Below are 22,040 nucleotides of genomic sequence, written 5' to 3' on the forward strand. Positions count from 1 at the left end.
GGGCCCTCATAGAACCGGCTGGAACGTATCCGCCCGCGCCATCCGCCAGGCATCGCGGAAGCGCGGGTCTTCGGTGCCCCCGAGCAGCTCCCCAGGCCGCAGCGCCGGATAGAGCTGCGCGAACGACTTCACCTCGGTGGTCGAGGTCCGCTGGGCGAAGTGGATCGGGCGCAGCTCCTGCGGATGCTCGAGGCCGGCCGCGGCGATCAGCTCGGAGAGCGAGTGCAACGTCGCATGGTGATAGTTGTGCACGCGGTCGATCTTGAGTGGCACGTAAAGCGCGCGGGCGCGCGTCGGGTCCTGCGTGGCGACACCGGTCGGGCAGCGGTCTGTATGACAGCTCAAGGATTGGATGCAGCCGAGCGAGAACATGAAGCCGCGCGCCGAATTGCACCAGTCGGCGCCGATCGCCATGGCGCGCGCCATGTCGAAGGCGGTCGCGACCTTGCCCGACGCGCCGATCTTGATGCGGTCGCGCGCGTTGATGCCGACCAGCGCATTGTGCACGAAGTTGACGCCCTCACGCATCGGCATGCCCAGATGATCCATGAACTCGAGCGGCGCAGCACCGGTACCGCCTTCATTGCCGTCGACGACGATGAAGTCCGGGTAGATGCCGGTCTCCAGCATGGCCTTGCAGATCGCCAGGAACTCCCAGGTATGGCCGATGCACAGCTTGAAGCCGGCCGGCTTGCCGCCGGAGAGTTTTCGCATCTCGGCGATGAACTGCATCATCCCGATCGGGGTGGAGAAGGCGCGGTGCGAGGCCGGCGAGATGCAGTCCTCACCCATCTTGACGCCGCGGATCTTTGAAATCTCTTCAGAGACCTTGGCCGCCGGCAGCACGCCGCCATGGCCGGGCTTGGCCCCCTGGCTGATCTTGAGCTCGACCATCTTGATCTGGTCTTCGGTTGCAACTTTGGCGAAGGCGTCCGGATCGAAGGTGCCATCGAGATGCCGGCAGCCGAAATAGCCCGAGCCGATCTCCCAGATGATGTCGCCGCCCATCTCGCGGTGATAGGGGCTGACGCCACCCTCGCCGGTGTCGTGGGCGAAGCCGCCTCTCTTCGCGCCGGCATTCAGCGCGCGCACGGCGTTGGGGCTGAGCGCGCCAAAGCTCATGGCCGAGACGTTGAACACCGATGCGGAATAGGGCTTCGTGCAGTCCGGCCCGCCGATGGTGATACGGAATTTCTCATCGGACCGCGTCTTCGGCGAGACCGAGTGATGCATCCATTCATAGCCCTCGCGATAGACGTCCTCCTGTGTGCCGAAGGGCCGCTTGTCGAGCTGCATCTTGGCGCGCTGGTAGACCACCGCGCGGGTGTCGCGCGAGAACGGCATCCCGTCCTTCTCGCTCTCGAAGAAATACTGCCGCATCTCCGGGCGGATTTCCTCGAGCAGGAAGCGCATATGCGCCGAGATCGGGTAGTTGCGCAGGACCGCGTGGCCCTTTTGCAGGAGATCGCGGACGCCGAGCAGCGTGAGCCCGCCGAAGATCACGATGGGAATGATCAGGATGTCGAAAATCTTGCGGTCGGCGATGCCGAAGCCGATCAGGAGGGCGGTAACGACCGCGCAGATCGTCAGCACGATGAAACGCGGCGAGAACGGGAGCAGCAGGGTCTCCATGACGCCCTGTTCGAGAGGTCCCCTGGGCTGGTTGTGCGCTTTATTGACGTTGGACACGATCACATCCTCTCGTCGGGCTGACGGGCTACTATACGGCTGCGCCTTCATACGGATATGACGCGGCTTCCGGTTTCAGGCTACCGAATTCGGCCAGCGCAAATCAATCCGCCGGACGGGCGGGCTGCTGCAGTGCAATAGACTGGATTGGAATGAGGCACGGACGGTGCCCGGATCGGCTCAACGATACGCGAAGACTTGTAGCCACCGTCTCGCGCCACAACTCCAGCCGGGGCTCTCGCGACGAGCGCAAGCGCTCGCGCGGAGTCCCGGGCTCGCGCCTTTCGCGCCCCCGGGATGACGATGGGAAAGTTTGGCGAGAGTGGGGGCGCCACTCTCCGCGCGGAGATCAGCGCTCCACGAAGGCCTTTTCGATCACGAAATGGCCGGGCTCGCTGCCGGAGCCCTCAGTGAAGCCGCGGCCTTCGAACATGCCGCGGAGTTCTTCGAGCATCGCCGGGCTGCCGCACATCATGATGCGGTCGGTTGCGATGTCGAGCGGAGCCTGGCCGATGTCGTTGAAGAGCTGCGCGGAGTTGATGAGGTCGGTGATGCGGCCGCGGTTCTTGAACGGCTCGCGGGTCACGGTCGGATAATAGACCAGCTTCTCGGACAGCATCGGCCCGAACAGTTCGTCATCGCGCAAGGTCGCGACGAGCTGCTCGCCATAGGCGAGCTCGGAGACCTGGCGACAGCCGTGAACCAGCACGATGGTCTCGAACCGGTCATAGACGTCGGGGTCCTTGATCAGGCTCGCGAACGGCGCGAGGCCGGTGCCGGTCGACAGCAGGAGAAGCCGCTTGCCGGGAATGAGGTTGTCGGCCACGAGCGTGCCGGTCGCCTTGCGGCCGACCAGGATGGTGTCGCCTTCCTTGATCTTCTGGAGGCGCGAGGTGAGCGGGCCGTCCTGGACCTTGATCGAGAAGAACTCGAGCTCTTCCTCGTGATTGGCGCTCGCCATGCTGTAGGCGCGCAGCAACGGACGGCCGTCCACTTCGAGGCCGATCATCGCGAACTGGCCATTCTGGAACCGGAAGCCGGTGTCGCGGGTCGCGCGGAAGCTGAACAGGGTATCGGTCCAGTGCTGGACGGAAAGGACCTTCTCTCGATAAAACGCGCTCATGTGTTTCGATATTCCGAATCTATGCGGTTTTGAACAAAAGGGTTGCCCGGCCCCTTCGACGTTGGGGGCGAACACCACTGTCATGGCGGATGATTTCGCGTCGTTGATGTACGCCATTGAGGTCAATAATCAACCTCGTTCGTGCAGCAATTGATGCCGATCAAACCGGCATTTCCCGTTGATTTGTAAGGATAATTAACGATTTTCTCTTTTCGGGCCGCATTGCAGCAATTTCTTTGCCTAAACGGCGCAGCTGGCAGCACTTAATTTCCATTTCGCTCGCGAGAAATTCATTAAGAATAGCTCTGCTTTTGGCCATGGCAGACCGCCGATTCCGGCATGAAGCGATCTTTTGGCGGGACAAGCATGATGCCAAACAATGAACGGATATTCGTCCAGGCGATACGGAGCTATTGCGCGCGGCATGGCGTCGCCATCGACGTGCGCGCAGACGGCTGGCTGATCGCGATGGACCGGGGCGAGACCCGCCGCTTCGCCTTCGGCTACGACATCGGTCTCAACAGCGCGATTGCGCATCGCCTCGCGAACGACAAATCGGCCACATCAGAGGTGCTCGCGCTGGCGGGCGTGCCCTCTATCGCCCATCACCTCTTCCTCAATCCGAAGTTGGGCGAGCACGTCGCCGGACCGCGGTGGTGGGAGGCAATGCTCCGGCTCTTGATCCAGAATCCGCAAGGGCTCGTGGTGAAGCCAAACGAGGGTACGGCCGGCCGGTCAGTCGTCAAGGTGACAGGCAGCGCCGAGCTCGAACGCGCCGTGAGCGAGGTCTTTGCGATGAGCCTGGGCCTCGTGATCGCGCCCTATGTCGATATCGAGGACGAGGTCCGGGTCATTCTCCTCGATGAGACGCCGATGGCGGTCTATGGCAAGGAGCGGCCGTCGGTCACCGGCGACGGCGTGCAGACGCTGCGCGAACTGGCGCGCGCGGTGCCCAAGGTGAAGCTGGATGATCTCGACGCGCACGCGCTCGACGCCGTCGTTCCAAAGGGCGAGCGGCGCGTCCTCACCTGGCGCCACAATCTCGATGCCGGCGCGAAGCCCGTTCTCATTGAGGGCGGCGAGACGCGCGCGGCCTGCGCAAAACTCGCGATCGATGCCGCCCGCGCCATCGGCATCACCTTCGCATCCATCGACCTCGTCCGTGTCGATGGCGTGTGGAAAGTGCTCGAGATCAACTCCGGCGTGATGATGGAGGCGCTGGGGAAGCTGTATCCGGAACTCGTTCAGGCAACGTATGACGCGGCGCTGGACCGGGTGTTCGGATAGCGGGCCATTAGGCGAACGCTGGCCTGCCGTTGAACCGAAGCGGCGGCTGCAGGCCGGCGCACCGTTGATCTACGTCAAGGTCGGCTGATCCCTGGTCCTCACGTTAGGTTCGGCCGCACATGGGCTGCCGTAGTTTCGCACGCGCGAGGAGGAGGATCACCATGCATCGGAGGAAGCATCTTTCGATCAAGTCCGTCACAGTTACGGGGATCGCTGCCAGCGTCCTGTTAGGATTTGCAGGCGTCACTCTCAATCCAGCACCAGCCAAAGCGGTCGTGTACTGCCAGTACATTGATTATCCGCCCAGTTGCGTCGCAAGAGCAGGCGTCGTGCTCAGGCCCCGGCCGGTGGCACGTGCCGCGGTCCGCGCTGGCACGGCCGGTCCAGGCAATTGGAATGGGGGCGTCAATCGCGTCGGGGTTCGGCGGTAAGGGCTTCTTTTGCGGGTCACGAGCCCTTGGCGGCAGCCGGTGCGCCAGGTTCTTGGTCCGCCACGCGACCGCTGCACCCTCTCCCCTTGTGGGAGAGGGTGGCTCGCCGCGCAAGCGGCGAGACGGGTGAGGGGTCTCTCTCCGCGAGTGACCTCGCGAAGTTGAGTATGTGGATGCAACCCCTCATCCGGCGCTTCGCGCCACCTTCTCCCACATGGGGAGAAGGGACAGCAGCGAGCGTGAGGCTCGAGTGCTGCTCAATCGTAGGCGCTAATTATTCGCGCCCGGCGAATCGTCCATTGCCTTGAAGGCTTCCTCGAGCTGCAGCGAGATCGGCACGTTGAGCCGTTCGCCGGTCGGCAGCCGCGCCACGAACCACTTGTTGTAGAGCGGGACGAGATCGTGGTTGGAGCCGAGCTTGCGGAAGGTGCGCTCGACGACGGCCGATAGTTGCGGCTCGTTCTTGCGGAACATGATGCCGTAGGGGTCGTAGGACAGGTAATCGCCGGTGACGCGGAACTTGTCCTGCGCCTTGTGGCGCACGATCAGGCCGTAGAGCAGGATGTCGTCGGTCGCGAACGCGTCAGCCTTGCCGTCGGCCAGCATCTGGAACGACTGCTCGTGATCGGGCGAGGTGATGATGTTGAGGCCGAGCGAAAACTTCTTGTCGACCGCATGCATCGCCTGCTCGTTGGTGGTGCCCTTGGTCACCACCACCGTCTTGCCCTTGAGGTCGGTGACCCCGGACACGGTGGACGCCTTCGGCACCATCAGCTTGGTGCCGGCCACGAACATCAGAGGTGAGAACGCGACGCGCTTGGCGCGCTCGGCATTGGCCGTGGTCGAGCCGCATTCTAGGTCGATCTTGTTCTGGAGGACCGCGTCGATGCGGTCGTCCGAGGTGACCTTGACGTAATCGATCCGCAGGTTTGGATCGTCAACCTCGATGCCAATCTCCTCCACGATGGCCTCGCAGAGCTCGAGGCTGTAGCCGATCGGCCGGCCCGCCTGATCGAGGAAGGAGAACGGCAGCGAGCTTTCGCGATAGCCGAGCCGCACCACATGGGCGCTCTTGATCGCTGACAGCGTCGGGCTCAACCCTTCGCTGCCGCCGGTCTGCCCCGAGGCTCCCGTTGCCAGCACGCATGCCAGCAACAGGCCTGCCGATATCGCCGATATCAGGCGCATGACGCGCTCCCGTCAGTGGCCGGCCATCGCGGGCACTTCGCCCGGCACCATGTCCGGCGTGGGAGCCTCACCCGGTCCGAGCGCATGCTCGGGCCCGAGTTCGCCTTCCCACTTCGCGACCACGGCGGTGGCGAGCGAGTTGCCGATCACGTTGGTGGCGCTCCGCCCCATGTCGAGGAAAGTGTCGATGCCCATGATCATCAGCAGGCCCGCCTCGGGGATGCCGAACTGGGAGAGCGTCGAGGCGATCACCACGAGCGAGGCACGCGGCACGCCGGCAACGCCCTTGGAGGTGATCATCAGCGTGGCGAGCATCGCAAGCTGCGTCGCGAGCGGCATCTCGATGTGATAGGTCTGCGCGATGAAGATGCTCGCGAAGGTGCAGTACATCATCGTGCCGTCGAGATTGAAGGAATAGCCGAGCGGCAGCACGAAGCTGGAGATCCGCGAGGAGGCGCCGAACTTGGTCAACCCCTCCAGCGTCTTCGGATAGGCGGCCTCCGAACTCGCGGTCGAGAACGCGATCATCAGCGGCTCGCGGATCAGCCGCAACAGATGGCTGTAGCGCGGCCCGATCGCGATGAAGCCGACGATGACCAGGATGGCCCAGAGGATCATGAGCGACAGGTAGAAGCCGCCCATGAACACGACGAGCTTCCACAGCACCAGGAGGCCGTTCTTGGCGACGGTTGCGGTGATGGCGGCCCAGACCGCGAGCGGCGCGAACAGCATCACATAGCTCGTCACCTTCAGCATGATGTGGGCGACGTCGTCGATCAGTTGCAGGATTGGCTTCGAGCGCTCAGGCATGGCGCCCATCGCGACCGAGAAGAACACGGCGAAGATCACGATCTGCAAGATCTCGTTCTGCGCCATCGCATCCGCGATCGAGGTCGGGATCAGATGGGTCAGGAACTTCTCGATCGAGAAGGCCGAAACGGGCAATCCCGTCGACTGCCCCTTCTCCGGCAGCGTGCCGGGGAAATTCGCGCCGGGCTGGAGCAGATTGACCATCACGAGGCCGAGCATCAGCGACACGAAGGAGGCGCTGACGAACCAGCCCATGGTCTTGGCGAAGATCCGCCCGAGCCTTGCGCCCGAGCCCATATGCGCGATTCCGCCGACCAGGGTTGCGAACACCAGCGGCGCGATGATCATCTTGATCAGGCGCAGGAACATCATGGCGATCAGGTTGATCGAGGCCGCCCATTCGGCACGGGTGTCGGGCATGAAATTGTAGATCGCCGACCCCACAATGATGCCCAGCACCATCGCGGCCAGAATGTATTGCGTGAACCTGTTCGACATTTCTTACCCCCACGTACACCGGCGTTTCATAGTGTCGCAGATTTTGACAGCGACGCAACACGCTTGGCGGGCGCCCGCGTTGGCCGGATGTTCCCGTTGTGAAAATGGGTGGAGCGATCTAGCTTTCACGCAGCGCACAACGGATGCGGCTTGCATGTTTTCTGCGCGACATCTGCATCAATAAAAGTCAAACAATTAGAGAGGGGATGACCCATGAGCGGGACCGTCAATCGCCAGATTCTCCTGGTGGAGAAGCCGAGCGGCAAGCTTGGACCGGAGCATTTCAAGATGGTCGAAGGCACCGTGCCGGAGCCGAACGACGGCGAGGCGCTGTTGCGCGTGCGCTACATCTCGCTCGATGCTGCCAACCGAGCCTGGATGCATGGCGCAACCTATCGCTCGGCGGTCGAGGCCAACAGCGTGATGGCCGGCGGCGCCATCGCCGAGGTCGTCAGCTCCAAGGCAGCGGGGATCGCTGCCGGCGATATCGTGTTCGGCGATACCGGCTGGCAGGATTACGCCGCGGTGCCCGCAAAGCATCTTACAAAGATGCCGAAGCTCGAGCCACTGACGCATCTGCTCAGCGTATTCGGCATCGCCGGCCTCACCGCCTATTTCGGCCTGCTGGAGATCGGCAAGCCCAAGGAGGGCGAGACGGTCGTTGTCTCGGCGGCTGCCGGCTCGGTCGGATCGATCGTCGGACAGATCGCCAAGATCAAGGGATGTCGCGTGATCGGCATCGCCGGCGGCGCGGACAAATGCAACTGGCTCACCTCGGAACTCGGCTTCGATGCCGCGGTCGATTACAAGGACGGCGCGGTATTCAAGGCGCTGCGCGCGGCTGCACCTGATGGCATCGACGTCTATTTCGACAATGTCGGCGGCGACATTCTGGAAGCCTGCCTGCCACAGATGAACAATTACGGCCGTATCGCCTGCTGCGGTGCGATCTCGCAATATGACGGCGCGCCGTCCGCGCATGGCCCGCGCGGCGTGCCCGGCTTGATCGTGGTGAAGCGGCTCGTGATGCAGGGCTTCATCGTGATGGACTACATGAACCAGAGCCAGCGTGCGCTCACCGACCTGCAAGCCTGGGTCAAGTCGGGACGGTTGAAGGTGCAGGAGGACATCATTGGCGGCCTCGAGAACACGCCGCGGGCGCTGATCGGGTTGCTTGCGGGCGAGAACCGCGGCAAGCGCATGGTCAAGCTCTGACGATGTTGTCCCGCCACATTCGGCGGGCATAATCTACTTGCGGTAGAGGCCAAAGCGGCCAATGATGCCGCGCGCGAGATGACCCTCGCGCCGATTGCGATCATATGACTTTTTCGAAGCTCCGATTTTCAAGGCATGAGCTTCCAAGGGCAGGAATTGACGCAAATGTTCGACAGCTCGAGAATTGTCGCAACGCGCAACGCGTTGCTGGCGGCGGCTCTCTTCGCAACTGCAGCACCGATCTTCGCGCAGGCTCCGACCGACGCTCAGAAGAGTGCGATCCGGTCCGCGTGCCGCGCCGACTATCAGGCGCATTGCACGAGCGTGACGCCGGGCGGCGCCGAGGCGCTGCAATGCCTGAACAAGAACATGTCGAGCCTGTCGTCGGCCTGCCAGAGCGCGGTGCGCGCGATCGAACCGGCGGCTGCGCCAAAGACAGAAGCCGCCCCGGCCGCACCGAAAGCAGAATCGGCGCCTGCCGCCGAACCCGGCAAGCCGGCCGCCACGACCGAAGCACCCAAGGCCGAGACACCCAAAGCCGCCGCGGCGAAGCAGCCGGGCAGCGCACAGGTGTCCGTAATCAAGAGCGCCTGCCGCTCCGACTATCCAAAAGTCTGCGCCGGCGTGCCGCCCGGCGGCGCGCCCGCGCTGGAATGCCTGGAAAAGAACAAGGCGAAAGTCTCGCCCGCCTGCGCGAAGGCGGTGAGCGCCGCGACCGGCGGTGGCGGCGCTCCCGCCGCCGCAGCGACTGCGGGCGCGGCCCCAACGGCGGCTGCACCTGCAGCAGCGCCGACGGTGATCGTGCTGCGGCCCTTGCGGCCACGCGAAGAACTGCTCATCGTGCGTTCGGCATGCGGCGGCGATGTCCGGACATTATGCGCCGGCGTGGCACCGGGCGGCGGCCGCATCGCGCAGTGCCTCGCAACCAACGCGGCCTCGCTGTCGCCCGCCTGCAAGGAGGTCCTGGCCCCCTTCGCCGCGCGCTAGGATCGCGCTAGGATCGTACAACGCCGCGCATGGCCAGTTCCGCGCGGCGATGTCTAGCGGCGTGCGCAGACGATACCGCCACAGAGAGGTTGCTGACTCTTCGATTTTGATCACGATAAGACCGGGAGGAGACCATGCGTTCATTCCTGCTTATTGCGTCCGCGATCCTCGCCTTCGCGGCGACGATGGTCGTCGAAGCGCCCGACGCCAATGCCGTGGTGTGCGCGCGCGGCGTCTATCGCGCCGGATGCGCCGGGCCTAATGCCGCGGTGGTGGTCAGGGAGCCGGTTCCGGCGGTGAGGTGCTCCACGGTGCTGGTGAACGGCGCCTGGGTGAAGCGCTGCGTCTGAGGACCCGACGATCATGGCTCTGGCGCCGCGGGCCGGGCCAGACCAGTTCAGCTCGAGATAACAAGCACACTGTCAATCAGGGAGGACGACGTTGCGGATCGCCGTGATTGGCGGAGGGCCTGGCGGGCTTTACTTCGCCTATCTCTGGAAAAAGCGTCACCCCGACGACCAGGTCGACCTGTTCGAGCAGAACCCGGCCGACGCGACCTGGGGCTTTGGCGTGGTGTTCTCGGATGAGGCGCTGGAGTTCCTCCGCGCCGACGATCCCGAGACCGTCGACGCGATCACGCCGCACATGGAGAGCTGGGAAAACATCACGCTGAACCTGAACGGGGACAGCGTTGCCATCGACGGCGTCGGCTTCTCCTCGATCGGGCGGCTCGATCTCCTGAAATTCCTCCAGCAGCGCGCGATCGATGCCGGCGTCACGCCGCGCTTCGACACGCAGATCCATTCGATCGATCAGCTCAACGGCCATGATCTGATCGTCGCCGCCGACGGGCTCAACTCGCTGGTGCGCCGCGCGTTCGAGGGCGATTTCGGAACCTCGCTGTCCTACTGCTCCAACAAATTCGTCTGGTACGGCACCTCGAAACGCTTCGACACGCTGTCCCAGACCTTCGTGAAGACCGACCGCGGCGCCTTCAACGCCCATCACTACCGCTACTCGCCGACCATGAGCACCTTCCTGGTCGAGTGCGACCATGCCACCTGGCAGGCCTATGGCTTTGCCTACAAGGACGTCGAGCAGTCCAAGGGCGTGTGCGAGGAGGTCTTTGTGGACACGCTCGGCGGCCACTGCCTGGTCTCGAACAAATCGGTCTGGCGCAATTTCCCCTGGGTCTGGAACGAGCACTGGTCGTTCAAGAACATGGTGCTGATCGGGGATGCCCTGCACTCGGCACATTTCTCGATCGGCTCGGGCACGCGACTCGCGATCGAGGACGCGATTTCGCTGGTGAAGGCGCTGGAATCCGACGCGCATCTTGCCACCGCGCTCCACCGCTACCAGGCCGAGCGCAAGCCGATCGTGCAAAAGCTCGTCAGCGCCGCGCGCACCTCGGCCGGCTGGTACGAGCACTTTGCCGAGCACATGAAGCTCGACCTGATGGATTTTGCCTACAGCTACATCACCCGCTCCGGGCGGATCGACGATGCGCGCCTGCGCCATATGTCGCCGGCCTTCATGGCGCGCTACGAGGCGGAAAAGAACGGTGGGAGCGCACGCCAGGAAGACGGCGGTGGGTGAGGCGCGCGTGCAGCCTCACTCACATCGCCACCCTCACCCCGCCTTCCCCAGATGCTCCAGCGCGTCTTCGGCGCGCAGGGGGACGCGGGAGGCTTCGTTGTTGAGATCGACGAGCTGCACGAGCAGCGTCATCAGCGTCTTGCGGTCGGCGGGCTTGAGCGGCTCCAGCATGCGCGCCTGCGCGCGCTCGACTGCGGGGATGATGTCCTTGAGGATCCCAGCACCTTGCCTGGTCAGATAGAGCAGCTTGATCCGCTTGTCCTCGGTCGCCGGCTTGCGCTCGATATAGTCCTTGGCCTGGAGCCGCTCGATGACGCTGCCGAGGGTCGAACGGTCGAAGGCGATCACCGCCGACAGCCGCGTCGCATCGATGCCGGGATGGGTGTGGATCGCAACCAGCGCCGCATATTGCACCGGCGTCAGGTCGAACGCCTTGCACTCCTCCATGAAGATCGAGACCGCGATCTGCTGCATGCGCCGGAACAGATAGCCCGGCGCGGCATAGACCGCGTCCATCGTGATCGGAGGAGCAGGCTTACTCGGCATCGGGCTGCTTCTCTGGGGCAGCATTCGCGAAGGCCGGCAGCGCCTTAGCCGCGGCCTCCGCCTGGAGCAGGCGCGGATAGGCCGAGACGTCGACGCCGAAGCGGCGGGCATTGCCGAGCTGCGGCACCAGGCAGAGATCGGCGAGCGTCGGCGCGTCGCCGAAGCAGAACGGCCCCACTTCGTCTTTCACCAGCGTCTCGCAGGCCGAAAGCCCCTCGCGATTGACCCAGGCGGCCCATTCCTGAACCTTCTCTTCCGCCAGCCCAAGCTCGCGCAGGCGCGCCAGCACTTTCAGGTTCTGCACCGGATGGGTGTCGCAGGCGATCGCCAGCGCAAACGCGCGCACCTTGGCGCGGCGCAAGCTATCCTTGGGCAGCAGCGGCGGGTTGGGGTGGTTCTCATCCAGCCATTCGATGATGGCGAGCGACTGGGTGAGGATTGTGCCCGCATCGTCCTCCAGCGCCGGCACCAGCCCTTGCGGGTTGATGGCGAGATAGGCCGGCGCACATTGCTCGCCCTTGCGCAAATGATGCGGCAGGTGAGCGGCGGTCAGGCCCTTCAGGTTCAGAGCGATCCGCACCCGGTAGGCCGCGCTTGAGCGGAAATAGCCGTGCAGCTTCATCGGAATCCTCCCTCATTATCTTTCCCGTCATTCCGGGGCGATGCGCCAGCATCGAACCCGGAATCTCGAGATTCTCAGGTGCGCAATTGCGCACCACGGTTCTCGCTTCGCGAGCCCCGGAATGACGGCGTGTCAAGTTGACGCTACCTAGATTGGCAGTATACTGTCAATCTACAAAACGAACGGGAGGCTCGCCATGGAAGCCGTAGCGAAGACGCCGGAACGCGAAGCGTTCTACAGGAAAATCGACGGCGAAAACCTCACCGCGCTCTGGACCGTGATGAGCGATTTGATCACGCCGGAGCCGAAAAGCGCCTGCCGGCCGCATTTGTGGAAGTTCGACATCATCCGCGACTACATGACCGAAGCGGGCAGGCTGATCACCGCCAAGGAAGCCGAGCGGCGGGTGCTGATCCTGGAAAATCCCGGCCTCCGCGGGCAGTCGAAGATCACGACCTCGCTCTATGCCGGCGTGCAGATGGTGGTGCCCGGCGACGTCGCGCCTGCGCATCGTCACAGCCAGTCGGCCTTGCGCTTTGTGCTCGAGGGCAAGGGCGCGCACACCGCCGTTGACGGCGAGCGCACCGCGATGGAGCCCGGCGACTTCATCATCACGCCATCGATGACCTGGCACGATCATTCCAACGAGACGGATGAGCCGATGTTCTGGCTCGACGGTCTCGACATCCCCCTCGTACAATTCTTCGACTGCTCATTCGCGGAAGGCGCCAAGGAGGATCAGCAGAGGATCACCAAACCCGCTGGCGACAGCTTTGCGCGCTACGGCCACAATCTGCTGCCGGTCGACGTGAAGCGATCGTCGAAGACCTCGCCGATCTTCAGCTACCCCTATGCCTACACCCGCGAGGCCCTGGAAAAAGCCAAAGCGCGCGAGGAATGGGACGCCTGCCACGGCTTGAAGCTGAAGTTCAGCAACCCCGAGACCGGCGACTACGCGATGCCGACCATCGGCACGTTCATCCAGCTCCTGCCAAGGGGTTTCAAAACCGCGCGCTATCGCTCCACCGATGCCACCGTGTTCTGCGCCATCGAAGGCAAGGGTCGCACCCGCATCGGCGATGCGACCTTCGAATGGGGCCCGCGCGACCTGTTCGTGGCGCCGAGCTGGCACTGGGTAACGCACGAGGCTGAGACCGACGCCGTGTTGTTCAGCTTCTCCGATCGCCCGGTGCAGCAGAAGCTCGACCTCTTCCGCGAGGATCGCGGGAACGTGTGACCACGAGCTGCTCGCCAAACGTTCCGTGTCGTCCCGGCGAAGGCCGGGACCCATACCGCGTGATTTATCCTTGGCGCGCGGTGCTCATCCCGAACGACGAATCTTCGCCAAACTTCTCCCTGGGGTAATGGGTCCCGGCCTTCGCCGGGACGACGGTGGAAGTTGTGGCGCGCATCTCCATCCACATCGTCATTGCGAGCGCAGCGAAGCAATCCAGAATCTTTCCGCGGAGACAGTCTGGATTGCTTCGTCGCTTCGCTCCTCGCAATGACGAACCTGGCTAGCGCCAGTGCAACAGCCGCGTTTCCAGCCAGTTGATCACCTTCCCGACCGCAAGCCCGAATACCGACAGGATCACTACGCCCGCAAGCAGCTGATCCGTCTGCATGAGATTGCCGGCCTGGAGCACGAAGGCGCCGATGCCGAACTGGGCGCCGATCATCTCGGCGCTGACGACGAGCAGGAGCGCCACCGACGCGGTGATGCGGAAGCCGGCGAGGATCGAGGGTAGCGCGCCCGGCCAGATCACCTTGCGCACGATGGTCGCGAACGGGACGTTGAAGCTCTGCGCCATGCGGATGAGGTTGCGCGGCACCGCATCGACACCGCTGTAGACCGAGATCGCGGTCGAGAAGAACACCCCGAGTGCAATGGTCGCGATCTTTGGTTCTTCGCCGATGCCGAGCCAGAGGATGAGCAGCGGCAACAGCGCGATCTTCGGGATCGGGAACAGCGCCGAGATGAAGGTGATGCCGACGCTGCGCGCCAGCCGCGACAGACCAATGGCAAAGCCGACGGCGACGCCCGCCGCGGTGCCGACCAGCCAACCGATGCCGATGCGCAGCAGCGAGGCCGAGAGATGCTCCCAGAGCGCGCCGGAGATCGCGAGTTCGTAGATCGCACGCGCGATCGCCGATGGCGCCGGCAGGAACAGCGGATTGACGAGGCGCGCGCTGCCGGCGATCTGCCACACCGCGATGACGAGCGCGAGCGCGACCCACCCGCCAAAGCGGCTGCTCGCCGGCACGAAGCCCGCGCCGCGGAAGCGGACCGGCCGCGTCGCCGCGTCCTTTGCTGGCGTCTCGGCCCGGGTTGCGCGATCAAGCATGCTGGACCTCGCGCTCGGCATCGATCGCCTCGTTGCGGATCAGCGACCAGATCTGGTTCTGGAGCGTGAGCAGCTTTTCACGCGCAGCAGGCTCGCCGCGTTCGGCGCGCGTCATCGGTATCGTGACGACCTCGCGAATGCGGCCCGGCCGCCGCGACAGCACCACGATGCGGTCGGCAAGGCGAGCGGCCTCTTCGAGATTGTGGGTGACATAGACCGCGCCCATGCCGCCATCGGCGAGCAGGCCGACGAAGTCTTCCATCAGGAGCTCGCGGGTCTGCGAATCCAGCGCCGAGAGTGGCTCGTCCATCAAGAGAATTGCGGGTCTCACCGCAAGCGCGCGCGAAATGCCGACGCGCTGGCGCATGCCGCCGGAGAGCTGCTTTGGATAGGCCGTGCGAAAATCAGTGAGGCCGGTACGGCGCAGGGCATCGCCAACCTGCGCGCGGCGCTGCGCGGGCGAGAGCTGGGTGTGCAGCAGTGCGAATTCGACGTTCTCCTCCACCGTGGCCCAGGGCAGCAGCGCAAAATCCTGGAACACGAAGGTCAGCGGATTGCGGCTGTCCGCAGGCGGCGCGCCGCGCAGTTCCGCAGCGCCCGATGACGGCAGCAGCAGCCCGCCGAGGATCGACAAGAGCGTGCTCTTGCCGCAGCCCGACGGCCCGACAATCGCCACCACCTCGCCCGCGCTGACGGTAAAGGAGACGTCATCGAGCACAGCGAGCTCGCCGAAGCGATGAGTGATGTGGTTGGCGATCAGGTCCATGCCGTCTCGTCCATCTCCCGTCCGTCGTTCCGGGATGGTCCGAAGGACCAGACCCGGAATCTCGAGATTCCGGGCTCGCCCTCCGGGCGCCCCGGAATGACGAACAAAACAATCAATCCGCCTTCACATATTCCTTCGCGATGATCGCGTCCGCGTCAAAGCCCTTGTCGGCAAAACCCTGCGCTTGCAGCCATTTGATCTGGTTGTCGACGTTCTTCACGTCCAGCTTGCCGTCCGGATCGATATAAGCGCAATTGCCGACCACCTGCTCGACCGGCAGGTTGGTGTACTTTGCGATGATCTCGAGCAGCGGTTTTGTCTGCTCGTTAATCGGCACGGTGCCGTCCTTCATCGCGGTCAAAATGACGTCGTGATATTCGCGATCGGCTTTTGCCAACGCACCGAGCAGCTTCGTCACCAGCACCTTGTTGGCGAGCGTCTTGGGCGAGGCGAAGACGGCGCCGAGCTGCCAGGGCGTCTCGTCGCCGACCCAGCCCAGGAATTTCGCGCCGCCTTCGTCCATCAGCTTTCGCGCGGTGGAGATGGGAAGCAGCGCGGCGTCGACGGTCTCGCCCTTCAGCGCAGCCGCCGCATTCGACAGCGACTGCAGCGGCACGATCTTCACGTCTGATAGCTTGAAGCCATATTTGTCCGCGAGCAGGCCGAGCGAATAGTGAAAGGATGATCCGACCTGCGTCATCGCCACGCGCTTGCCGGCAAGGTCCTTCGGCGTCTTCAGCCCCGCCGCGTAAGCGTTGTTGCTGGCAAAATAGCCGATCAGGGGATAGCCGGCCTTCTCGCGGCTCATGCCGCCGATCACCTTCAGCGTACCCTTGCCGGCGAGATTGTAGAGACCGGCGGTGAAGGCGGTGATGCCGAAATCGACGTCGCCCGAGGTGGTGGCGACCGCGATCGGCTGTGCCGCATCGAAGAACTTCAGCTCGATATCGAGGCCGGCGTCGCGGAAATAACCCTTGTCCTGCGCGATGAAGACCGGCGCCGAGGACGACAGCCTGAGCACACCAATCCTGGCCTTCAGCGGCTCCTCGGCCTGCGCTGCTGCAATCGTCGTCAGCGCCAACAAACCAGCTACAGCGAACCGCGCAACCCAACCCATCCGGCTTCCTCCGTCGTTTCTTTACAGGCCCTCTGGCACGGTCTGGTCCCGCCCGATGAAGGCGCCCTGTTGTTTCAATGTTTCCTGCAATTTTGCAACCGGGATGTCGCGCGGGATCTGGTTGCCCGACAGCGCCAGCGCAGCAGCGGAACCCGCCGCCTCCCCCATCACGAAGCAGGCCCCGGAGACGCGCGCCGCCGACTGGCCCTCATGGGTCATGGAGGCGCAGCGGCCGGCGACCAGGAGATTGTCTACGCCCTCCGGCACCAGCATGCGATACGGCAATTCGTTGTAGCCGCGCGATTCCGGAATCGGCGGGAAGGTGAAGACGACGTCACCGGGCACATGTGCCTCGATCGGCCAGCCATTGACGCCGATGGAATCCTCGAACGAGGCACAAGCGAGCACGTCCTCGCCGCTGAGCTGATAGCCGCCAATAATACGGCGGGTCTCGCGGATGCCGAGCTGCGGCGGCAGGTCGACGATGTAGGATTTTTCAAAGCCCGGCACGGTGCGCAGGAATTCGAAGGCGGCGAGCGCCTGGCGACGACCCTCGATCTCGCCGCGGGTGAGGTCATCAGGCTCGATGCCGTTGACGGCATGGCCGTCCTCACGCGCAATTTGCGTGAAATTCACCCGCCATTCGATGCCGTGGCGCAGCGGCCGCACGATCGCGCTTTTGCGCGGAAAGCTGTGCGTGCCGGCGGCGAGCGCCTTTTCCATCAATTGCGGGATGGTGCGCCAGGCTTCTCCCGCCTTCTCGGGATCGATGCCGTTGAGGCGGAACATCATGGACGGATAGAGCGGATGGCCGTGCTCATCGCCGACCTCGTAGGGCGCACCGGCCCAGACCGCGAGATCGCCGTCGCCGGAGCAATCGATGAAGATCTCGGCCCGCACCGCCTGCCGTCCCGCCTTGGTCTCGACCATCAGCGTATCGATCCGACGCGCGTCACCCATCACGACGCCGGCGCCGAGCGCGTGGAAGCGGATATCGACCTTGTGGCTCGCGAGCAGATCATCCGCCGCGATCTTGTAGGCCGCGGTGTCATAGGCCTGCGCAAAAACCTTTCCGAGGATCAGATGCGGCTCGTTGAGGCCGTCGAGCCGGGCGATCCGCGCAAGCAGCTCGGAGGCCATGCCCTGCACCAGCCGGTGGTGCCTGCCATGGACATTGCCATGCAGGCCGCAGAAATTGGTGACGCCGGCGGCCGTGCCCATGCCGCCCAAGAAACCATAGCGCTCGATCAGCAGCGTTCGCCGCCCCGCCCGTGCCGCCGATGCCGCCGCGATGATGCCGGCCGGCCCGCCGCCGAGCACGACGACTTCATATTCACCGTAGAGCGGCACCTGACGCGCAGGTTCCTGAATGGATCTTTGCTGCAAGACGATAACCCAATCGTTTGAGGCCCAAGGCGGGCCCTTCTTGCTATCTCGACAAAGGGATCGACGATGTAAAGCCCTGTGGCGCCACAAGACGATTGATCCCGTACGGCGGAACTGACAGAACAGGCGTCTTCCTAAAGCGCGATGAGATCAGGATGAATCATCATCGCGCTTTAGGTTGTTGTTTGCGCATGATCTTTCCGGAAAACCGCTTCGCACTTTTCCGGATCATGCTTTAGGATCGATGTCTTTGAAACGCACTCTAATATCGCTGATCTGCCTCGCGATCTCCGCCGCTCCCGCTTCGGCGCTGGAGCAGAACTGCCGCTTCATCCAGGCCAAGGCCGACCGCGAGGCCTGCTACAAGCGACAGGAGGAGGAACTCGCGGCGAAGCGCAAACCCGAGCCGCCACGCGAGAGCACCACACTCGAATCGCTCAAGCAGATGCGGCAGGACGACGACGCGGTCTATCGCAGCATGAGCGGCATCTGCCGCGGCTGCTGAGCGGCAAGCAGGCGATTTAAGTCTTACTGCCCCACTTCGCTGCGCGTTTCTCGGCGAAGGACGCCAGCCCTTCCGCCGCTTCTGCACTCTGGCGCTTGAGCGAATGCAGATGAACGAGGCGCGCATAGGCGGCGTCATCGACGCTCATGCCGCCGAACGAGCTTTCCAGCGCGAGTCGCTTGGTCTCGGCCATAGCCTGCGGCCCGTTGGCGAGCAACTGTTCGACGACCTTCGCGCCGGCGACCTCCAGCTCGGCGAGCGGCACAACATCATGCACGAGGCCGATGCGGCGCGCCTCATCGGCGCCAAACCGTTCGCCGGTCAGCGCGTAGCGGCGGACCTGACGGACGCCGATGGCATCGCAGAGCTGCGGGATGATGATTGCGGCGGTCAGGCCCCAACGAACCTCGGTGATCGAGAACAGCGCATTGTCGGCCGCGATCACCACGTCGCAGGCCGCGATCACGCCGGTGCCGCCGCCGAAGCAGCCGCCCTGCACGAGAGCCACCGTCGGGATCGGCAGCGTGTTCAGCCGCTGCACCGCCTCGAAGGTCGCCCGCGAAGCCGCCTCGTTGGCCTCCGGCGACTGCGGGCGCACCGAGTTGATCCATTTGAGGTCGGCGCCGGCCTGGAAATGGTTACCGTTGCCCTTGAGCACTACGACGCGCAAGTCGGGTTTCCCGCCCAGCTCATCCATCGCGGCGAGCACGCCTGAGATCAGCGCACCGTCATAGGCATTGTTGACCTCGGGTCGATTGAGCGTGACGGTCGCGACCCCGCGGTCGTCAAGGGTCCACAAAACTGGGCTGGCCGGCATCGGCGATCCTCTCGGCATTATTCCTGTCAGGCCGCGCACTATGACCGTGGCCGCGCCCCTTGATCCATCACTTTCCGCGGGGAGGCGGTCGCGTCCATCGCATGGCGGCTTGTGCCATGCTGGCCGCCGGCGCGAGCCAAAGATCAATCCTCGGGACGGGGCGGTCATATCATGCGGATTTGCATTTTCGGCGCTGGTGCCGTCGGCAGCCACCTTGCGGTGCGGCTCGCACGCGCCGGCCATGAGGTCTCCTGCGTGATGCGCGGACCACATCTGGAGGCGGTGCGCGCCAATGGCCTGAAGCTGCGCGTCGGCGAGGCGGAAGTTTGTGCCAAGGTGCGCGCCTCCGGCGATCCGGCCCAGCTCGGGCCGCAGGACGTCGTGATCTCTACGCTGAAGGCAACCGGCCTGCCGGGCCTCGTCACCGGCATTGCGCCGCTGCTCGGCGAGAACACCGCAATCGTGTTCGCGCAGAACGGTATCCCCTGGTGGTACAATATTGGACTACCGCCACGGCATCCCACTCCGCCTGATCTCTCCTTCCTCGATCCGGGCGTACGGCTGAAGAAGGCGATCGGCAAGGAGCGCATCGTCGGCGGCGTCGTGTTTTCCTCCAACGAGGTGGTCGAGCCCGGCATCGTCGAAAACCTCTCGCCGGACCGCAACCGGCTCCTGGTCGGCGAATGCGACGACCGCAACAGCGAGCGCATCGCGCAGCTCCGCGCGGCCCTGAACGAGGCAAAGCTCGACTCGCCGCCCATCTCCGACATTCGCGAGGCGATCTGGTCAAAGCTCCTGACCAACATGTCGCTCTCGGTGCTGTGCCTGCTTACCGGCCTCACCGCGCGCGGGGTGCGCAACGACGCCGCCTTCACGGACGTCATTCCGCGCCTGCTCAACGAGGCCAACGAGATCGCGCAGCATTACATCCCCGAGGTCAAGCGGGTGACACGGAGCGGCCCGGCGCCCAACCACAAGCCGTCGCTGCTCCAGGACTACGAACTCGGCCGCGCCATGGAGATCGACGTGCTGGTGAAGGCGCCGAGTGCCTTTGCCCACGCCGCGGGCCTCTCGACGCCGTCGCTCGACCTGATCGCCGCGCTCGCGATCCAGAAGGCGCGCGAAAAGGGGCTTTATGCGGGATGATTGCGCAAAGGCTCAGACCAGCTCGTTGATCCACGCCGCGAGCGTATCGAGCACCTCTTCCATCGCCTCTTCATTGCTGCGACCGGATTTGCGCAAGACCAGGAAGGAGTGATCGCCCCCGGCGACCTCATGCAGCCTGGCCTTGGGGCCGAGCTCCGCAATCACGGGTTCGAGGTAACGGAGGTCGGCGAGCCGGTCGCGCGTGCCTTGCAGGAACAGCATCGGGATCTCGATCCCGGCGAGATGAGCTGCGCGCTCGATCGAGGGCTTGTTATCGGCATGCAGGGGAAAGCCGAGGAAAGCGAGCCCGCGCACGCCGGGCAGCGGCGCCTTGGACTGCGCCTGCGAGGTCATGCGCCCGCCGAACGACTTTCCGCCGGCGAACAGCGGAAGACCGGCGCAGAGCCGTGCCGCCTCCTCGACCGCTGCCCGCACGGCAGCGTGCGCGATCATTGGCGTGTCGGGTCGGCCTTGCTTCTTCTCCATGTAGGGAAAATTGTAGCGCAGCGTCGCGATGCCGCGCTCGGCCAGTCCAGCCGCGACCTTGTCCATGAAAGCGTGCCGCATGTCGGCGCCCGCGCCGTGGGCAAAGACGTAGCAGGCGCGCGGCTTGTCCGGCATCGTCAGCAGCGCGGAGACGGCGCCCACGCGCGCGATGTCGATCTTGAGCTCGGTCGTTTTGGCGTTCAAAATCGCAGATCCTGAAAGGCTCGAATCCGCTTGCCTTGGTAGCGTCCCCGGCGCAGCCTGAAAACACAATAATTGCCGACTTCTACTGGCGTACCAAGACAGTCGCACCACCGACCGGAGTTTTCATGTCCTACCGCTCCTCCTGGATGACCGAAGAGCTCGAAATCTTCCGCGACCAGTTCCGGAAATTTCTGGCGAAGGATCTGACGCCGCACGCGGAAAAGTGGCGCGCGCAGAAGATGGTCGACCGCTCCGCCTGGCGCGGGCTTGGCGAGATGGGCGCGCTGCTGCCGAGCGTGCCCGAAGCCTATGGCGGCCTCGGCGCGACCTTCGCCTATGACGCCGCGGTGCTGGAGGATATCGAGAGCACAGTACCGGAGGTGACGACCGGCGTCTCCGTGCACAGCGCCATCGTCGCCCACTACATCCTCAACTACGGCTCGGAGGAGCAGAAGACACGCTGGCTGCCGAAGATGGCGTCGGGCGAGATGGTCGGCGCCATCGCCATGACCGAGCCCGGCACCGGCTCGGACCTGCAAAGCGTCAAGACCACGGCGAAGAAGCAGGGCAACTCCTACGTCATCAACGGCCAGAAGACGTTCATCACCAACGGCCAGGCCGCCGATCTCGTCATCGTCGTCGCGCGCACCGGCGATATCGGCGCCAAGGGCATCTCGCTGATCGTGGTCGAGACCGCGGGCGCTGACGGCTACCGCCGCGGGCGCAACCTCGACAAGATCGGCCTGCACGCTTCCGATACGTCGGAATTGTTCTTCGACAACGTCACGGTCCCGCCCGAAAACCTGCTCGGCAAGGAGGAAGGGCAAGGCTTCGTGCAGCTGATGCAGCAACTGCCGCAGGAGCGGCTGGCGCTGGCGGTCGGCGCCGTCGCCTCGATGGAGCGCGCCGTCAAGCTCACCACAGACTACACCAAGGAGCGCACCGCCTTCGGCAAGCCACTGCTCGAATTCCAGAACACCGCGTTCAAGCTCGCCGAGCGCAAGACCGAGGCGATGATCGCGCGCGTCTTCGTCGACTGGTGCATCGAGCGCCTGGTCGCCGGGGATCTCGACACCGTCACCGCCTCGATGGCGAAATACTGGTGCTCGGAAAAGCAGGCCGAGACCGCCGATGAATGCCTCCAGCTGTTCGGCGGCTACGGCTACATGCAGGAATACCCGATCTCGCGCATCTTCGTCGATTCCCGCATCCAGAAGATCTATGGCGGCACCAACGAGATCATGAAGCTGTTGATCGCAAGGTCGTTGTAGGC

22 protein-coding genes are annotated in these 22,040 nt (G+C 64.2%); 10 read left to right on the forward strand and 12 right to left on the reverse strand.

The window, feature by feature from the left end; genetic code table 11:
• Window positions 1-6 precede the first annotated feature (6 nt).
• Window positions 7-1,632 (reverse strand): FMN-binding glutamate synthase family protein, encoded by a 1,626-nt coding sequence (locus tag Q2941_RS19025; protein ID WP_458193454.1) that lies wholly within the window; start codon window positions 1,630-1,632, stop codon window positions 7-9.
• A gap of 406 nt (window positions 1,633-2,038) precedes the next feature.
• Window positions 2,039-2,812, reverse strand: coding sequence for a ferredoxin--NADP reductase (locus Q2941_RS19030; protein WP_027520908.1), 774 nt, complete (start codon window positions 2,810-2,812; stop codon window positions 2,039-2,041).
• A 369-nt stretch (window positions 2,813-3,181) separates the two neighbouring features.
• On the opposite strand from Q2941_RS19030, the gene Q2941_RS19035 reads away from it, so the two are divergent.
• Window positions 3,182-4,099 carry an ATP-grasp domain-containing protein gene (locus tag Q2941_RS19035; RefSeq protein ID WP_027520909.1) on the forward strand — a complete coding sequence of 306 codons (918 nt, stop codon included), beginning with the start codon at window positions 3,182-3,184 and terminating at the stop codon, window positions 4,097-4,099.
• A gap of 161 nt (window positions 4,100-4,260) precedes the next feature.
• Window positions 4,261-4,530, forward strand: a complete 270-nt coding sequence (locus tag Q2941_RS19040; protein ID WP_084801316.1) for a hypothetical protein — start codon at window positions 4,261-4,263, stop codon at window positions 4,528-4,530.
• A 270-nt stretch (window positions 4,531-4,800) separates the two neighbouring features.
• Here the strand turns inward: Q2941_RS19040 and Q2941_RS19045 are convergent, their stop codons facing one another.
• Entirely contained in the window at window positions 4,801-5,718 is a 918-nt protein-coding gene (locus Q2941_RS19045) for an amino acid ABC transporter substrate-binding protein (RefSeq protein WP_027520910.1), read from the reverse strand.
• A gap of 12 nt (window positions 5,719-5,730) precedes the next feature.
• Window positions 5,731-7,026 (reverse strand): dicarboxylate/amino acid:cation symporter, encoded by a 1,296-nt coding sequence (locus Q2941_RS19050; RefSeq protein WP_027520911.1) that lies wholly within the window; start codon window positions 7,024-7,026, stop codon window positions 5,731-5,733.
• A gap of 213 nt (window positions 7,027-7,239) precedes the next feature.
• Between Q2941_RS19050 and Q2941_RS19055 the strand changes: the two genes are divergently transcribed.
• The 4 genes from Q2941_RS19055 (at window position 7,240) to Q2941_RS19070 (ending at window position 10,827) form a co-directional block, all read left to right on the forward strand.
• Window positions 7,240-8,241 (forward strand): NADP-dependent oxidoreductase, encoded by a 1,002-nt coding sequence (locus Q2941_RS19055; RefSeq protein WP_458193415.1) that lies wholly within the window; start codon window positions 7,240-7,242, stop codon window positions 8,239-8,241.
• 165 nt (window positions 8,242-8,406) lie between these two features.
• Window positions 8,407-9,228, forward strand: coding sequence for a cysteine rich repeat-containing protein (locus Q2941_RS19060; protein WP_458193416.1), 822 nt, complete (start codon window positions 8,407-8,409; stop codon window positions 9,226-9,228).
• Window positions 9,229-9,362: 134 nt separating this feature from the next.
• Window positions 9,363-9,578: a hypothetical protein gene (locus Q2941_RS19065; protein WP_458193417.1), complete on the forward strand. Its 216-nt coding sequence runs from the start codon at window positions 9,363-9,365 to the stop codon at window positions 9,576-9,578.
• A 91-nt stretch (window positions 9,579-9,669) separates the two neighbouring features.
• Window positions 9,670-10,827 (forward strand): FAD-dependent monooxygenase, encoded by a 1,158-nt coding sequence (locus Q2941_RS19070; protein WP_027520915.1) that lies wholly within the window; start codon window positions 9,670-9,672, stop codon window positions 10,825-10,827.
• 33 nt (window positions 10,828-10,860) lie between these two features.
• On the opposite strand, the gene Q2941_RS19075 is transcribed toward Q2941_RS19070, so the two are convergent.
• Together Q2941_RS19075 and maiA are read right to left on the reverse strand one after the other, a co-directional pair.
• Window positions 10,861-11,373, reverse strand: coding sequence for a MarR family winged helix-turn-helix transcriptional regulator (locus Q2941_RS19075; RefSeq protein WP_027520916.1), 513 nt, complete (start codon window positions 11,371-11,373; stop codon window positions 10,861-10,863).
• Window positions 11,363-11,995 (reverse strand): maleylacetoacetate isomerase, encoded by a 633-nt coding sequence (gene maiA, locus Q2941_RS19080; protein ID WP_027520917.1) that lies wholly within the window; start codon window positions 11,993-11,995, stop codon window positions 11,363-11,365. The genes Q2941_RS19075 and maiA overlap by 11 nt, the downstream gene beginning before the upstream one ends.
• 196 nt (window positions 11,996-12,191) lie before the next feature.
• Here maiA and gtdA point away from each other — a divergent pair, with 196 nt between their 5' ends.
• Window positions 12,192-13,232, forward strand: a complete 1,041-nt coding sequence (gene gtdA, locus Q2941_RS19085; RefSeq protein ID WP_027520918.1) for a gentisate 1,2-dioxygenase — start codon at window positions 12,192-12,194, stop codon at window positions 13,230-13,232.
• Window positions 13,233-13,512: 280 nt separating this feature from the next.
• Here the strand turns inward: gtdA and Q2941_RS19090 are convergent, their stop codons facing one another.
• The 4 genes from Q2941_RS19090 to Q2941_RS19105 all read right to left on the reverse strand — a co-directional run bounded on the left by Q2941_RS19090 (window position 13,513) and on the right by Q2941_RS19105 (window position 17,609).
• Window positions 13,513-14,340, reverse strand: coding sequence for an ABC transporter permease (locus Q2941_RS19090; protein ID WP_458193418.1), 828 nt, complete (start codon window positions 14,338-14,340; stop codon window positions 13,513-13,515).
• Window positions 14,333-15,106 carry an ABC transporter ATP-binding protein gene (locus Q2941_RS19095; RefSeq protein WP_458193419.1) on the reverse strand — a complete coding sequence of 258 codons (774 nt, stop codon included), beginning with the start codon at window positions 15,104-15,106 and terminating at the stop codon, window positions 14,333-14,335. Before Q2941_RS19095 ends, Q2941_RS19090 begins: the two co-directional genes overlap by 8 nt.
• A gap of 112 nt (window positions 15,107-15,218) precedes the next feature.
• Window positions 15,219-16,223 (reverse strand): ABC transporter substrate-binding protein, encoded by a 1,005-nt coding sequence (locus tag Q2941_RS19100; protein WP_458193420.1) that lies wholly within the window; start codon window positions 16,221-16,223, stop codon window positions 15,219-15,221.
• Window positions 16,224-16,244: 21 nt separating this feature from the next.
• Window positions 16,245-17,609 (reverse strand): FAD-dependent oxidoreductase, encoded by a 1,365-nt coding sequence (locus tag Q2941_RS19105; protein WP_458193421.1) that lies wholly within the window; start codon window positions 17,607-17,609, stop codon window positions 16,245-16,247.
• Window positions 17,610-17,853: 244 nt separating this feature from the next.
• Between Q2941_RS19105 and Q2941_RS19110 the strand changes: the two genes are divergently transcribed.
• Entirely contained in the window at window positions 17,854-18,114 is a 261-nt protein-coding gene (locus Q2941_RS19110) for a hypothetical protein (RefSeq protein ID WP_035664182.1), read from the forward strand.
• A 16-nt stretch (window positions 18,115-18,130) separates the two neighbouring features.
• On the opposite strand, the gene Q2941_RS19115 is transcribed toward Q2941_RS19110, so the two are convergent.
• Window positions 18,131-18,931 carry an enoyl-CoA hydratase-related protein gene (locus tag Q2941_RS19115; protein WP_458193422.1) on the reverse strand — a complete coding sequence of 267 codons (801 nt, stop codon included), beginning with the start codon at window positions 18,929-18,931 and terminating at the stop codon, window positions 18,131-18,133.
• Between the two features lie 171 nt (window positions 18,932-19,102).
• Between Q2941_RS19115 and Q2941_RS19120 the strand changes: the two genes are divergently transcribed.
• Window positions 19,103-20,077 (forward strand): ketopantoate reductase family protein, encoded by a 975-nt coding sequence (locus Q2941_RS19120; RefSeq protein WP_458193423.1) that lies wholly within the window; start codon window positions 19,103-19,105, stop codon window positions 20,075-20,077.
• 12 nt (window positions 20,078-20,089) lie between these two features.
• On the opposite strand, the gene Q2941_RS19125 is transcribed toward Q2941_RS19120, so the two are convergent.
• On the reverse strand, window positions 20,090-20,767 hold the full coding sequence (locus Q2941_RS19125) for an alpha/beta hydrolase family protein (protein ID WP_254109924.1): 678 nt from the start codon (window positions 20,765-20,767) through the stop codon (window positions 20,090-20,092).
• Between the two features lie 125 nt (window positions 20,768-20,892).
• Here Q2941_RS19125 and Q2941_RS19130 point away from each other — a divergent pair, with 125 nt between their 5' ends.
• Window positions 20,893-22,038: an acyl-CoA dehydrogenase family protein gene (locus Q2941_RS19130; RefSeq protein WP_458193424.1), complete on the forward strand. Its 1,146-nt coding sequence runs from the start codon at window positions 20,893-20,895 to the stop codon at window positions 22,036-22,038.
• The last annotated feature ends 2 nt before the right edge of the window (window positions 22,039-22,040 follow it).

This window comes from Bradyrhizobium sp. UFLA05-153, assembly GCF_054185185.1.

Excerpts from the sequence above, each read along its gene's own strand:
- Q2941_RS19065 (WP_458193417.1), top strand. The coding sequence starts at position 9,363 with ATGCGTTCATTCCTGCTTATTGCGTCCGCGATCCTCGCCTTCGCGGCG.
- Q2941_RS19025 (WP_458193454.1), bottom strand. The coding sequence starts at position 1,632 with ATGGAGACCCTGCTGCTCCCGTTCTCGCCGCGTTTCATCGTGCTGACG.
- Q2941_RS19040 (WP_084801316.1), top strand. The coding sequence starts at position 4,261 with ATGCATCGGAGGAAGCATCTTTCGATCAAGTCCGTCACAGTTACGGGG.
- Q2941_RS19075 (WP_027520916.1), bottom strand. The coding sequence starts at position 11,373 with ATGCCGAGTAAGCCTGCTCCTCCGATCACGATGGACGCGGTCTATGCC.
- Q2941_RS19050 (WP_027520911.1), bottom strand. The coding sequence starts at position 7,026 with ATGTCGAACAGGTTCACGCAATACATTCTGGCCGCGATGGTGCTGGGC.
- Q2941_RS19120 (WP_458193423.1), top strand. The coding sequence starts at position 19,103 with ATGCGGATTTGCATTTTCGGCGCTGGTGCCGTCGGCAGCCACCTTGCG.
- gtdA (WP_027520918.1), top strand. The coding sequence starts at position 12,192 with ATGGAAGCCGTAGCGAAGACGCCGGAACGCGAAGCGTTCTACAGGAAA.
- Q2941_RS19090 (WP_458193418.1), bottom strand. The coding sequence starts at position 14,340 with ATGCTTGATCGCGCAACCCGGGCCGAGACGCCAGCAAAGGACGCGGCG.
- Q2941_RS19110 (WP_035664182.1), top strand. The coding sequence starts at position 17,854 with ATGTCTTTGAAACGCACTCTAATATCGCTGATCTGCCTCGCGATCTCC.
- Q2941_RS19130 (WP_458193424.1), top strand. The coding sequence starts at position 20,893 with ATGTCCTACCGCTCCTCCTGGATGACCGAAGAGCTCGAAATCTTCCGC.
- Q2941_RS19100 (WP_458193420.1), bottom strand. The coding sequence starts at position 16,223 with ATGGGTTGGGTTGCGCGGTTCGCTGTAGCTGGTTTGTTGGCGCTGACG.
- Q2941_RS19055 (WP_458193415.1), top strand. The coding sequence starts at position 7,240 with ATGAGCGGGACCGTCAATCGCCAGATTCTCCTGGTGGAGAAGCCGAGC.
- Q2941_RS19095 (WP_458193419.1), bottom strand. The coding sequence starts at position 15,106 with ATGGACCTGATCGCCAACCACATCACTCATCGCTTCGGCGAGCTCGCT.
- maiA (WP_027520917.1), bottom strand. The coding sequence starts at position 11,995 with ATGAAGCTGCACGGCTATTTCCGCTCAAGCGCGGCCTACCGGGTGCGG.
- Q2941_RS19030 (WP_027520908.1), bottom strand. The coding sequence starts at position 2,812 with ATGAGCGCGTTTTATCGAGAGAAGGTCCTTTCCGTCCAGCACTGGACC.
- Q2941_RS19060 (WP_458193416.1), top strand. The coding sequence starts at position 8,407 with ATGTTCGACAGCTCGAGAATTGTCGCAACGCGCAACGCGTTGCTGGCG.
- Q2941_RS19115 (WP_458193422.1), bottom strand. The coding sequence starts at position 18,931 with ATGCCGGCCAGCCCAGTTTTGTGGACCCTTGACGACCGCGGGGTCGCG.
- Q2941_RS19045 (WP_027520910.1), bottom strand. The coding sequence starts at position 5,718 with ATGCGCCTGATATCGGCGATATCGGCAGGCCTGTTGCTGGCATGCGTG.
- Q2941_RS19035 (WP_027520909.1), top strand. The coding sequence starts at position 3,182 with ATGCCAAACAATGAACGGATATTCGTCCAGGCGATACGGAGCTATTGC.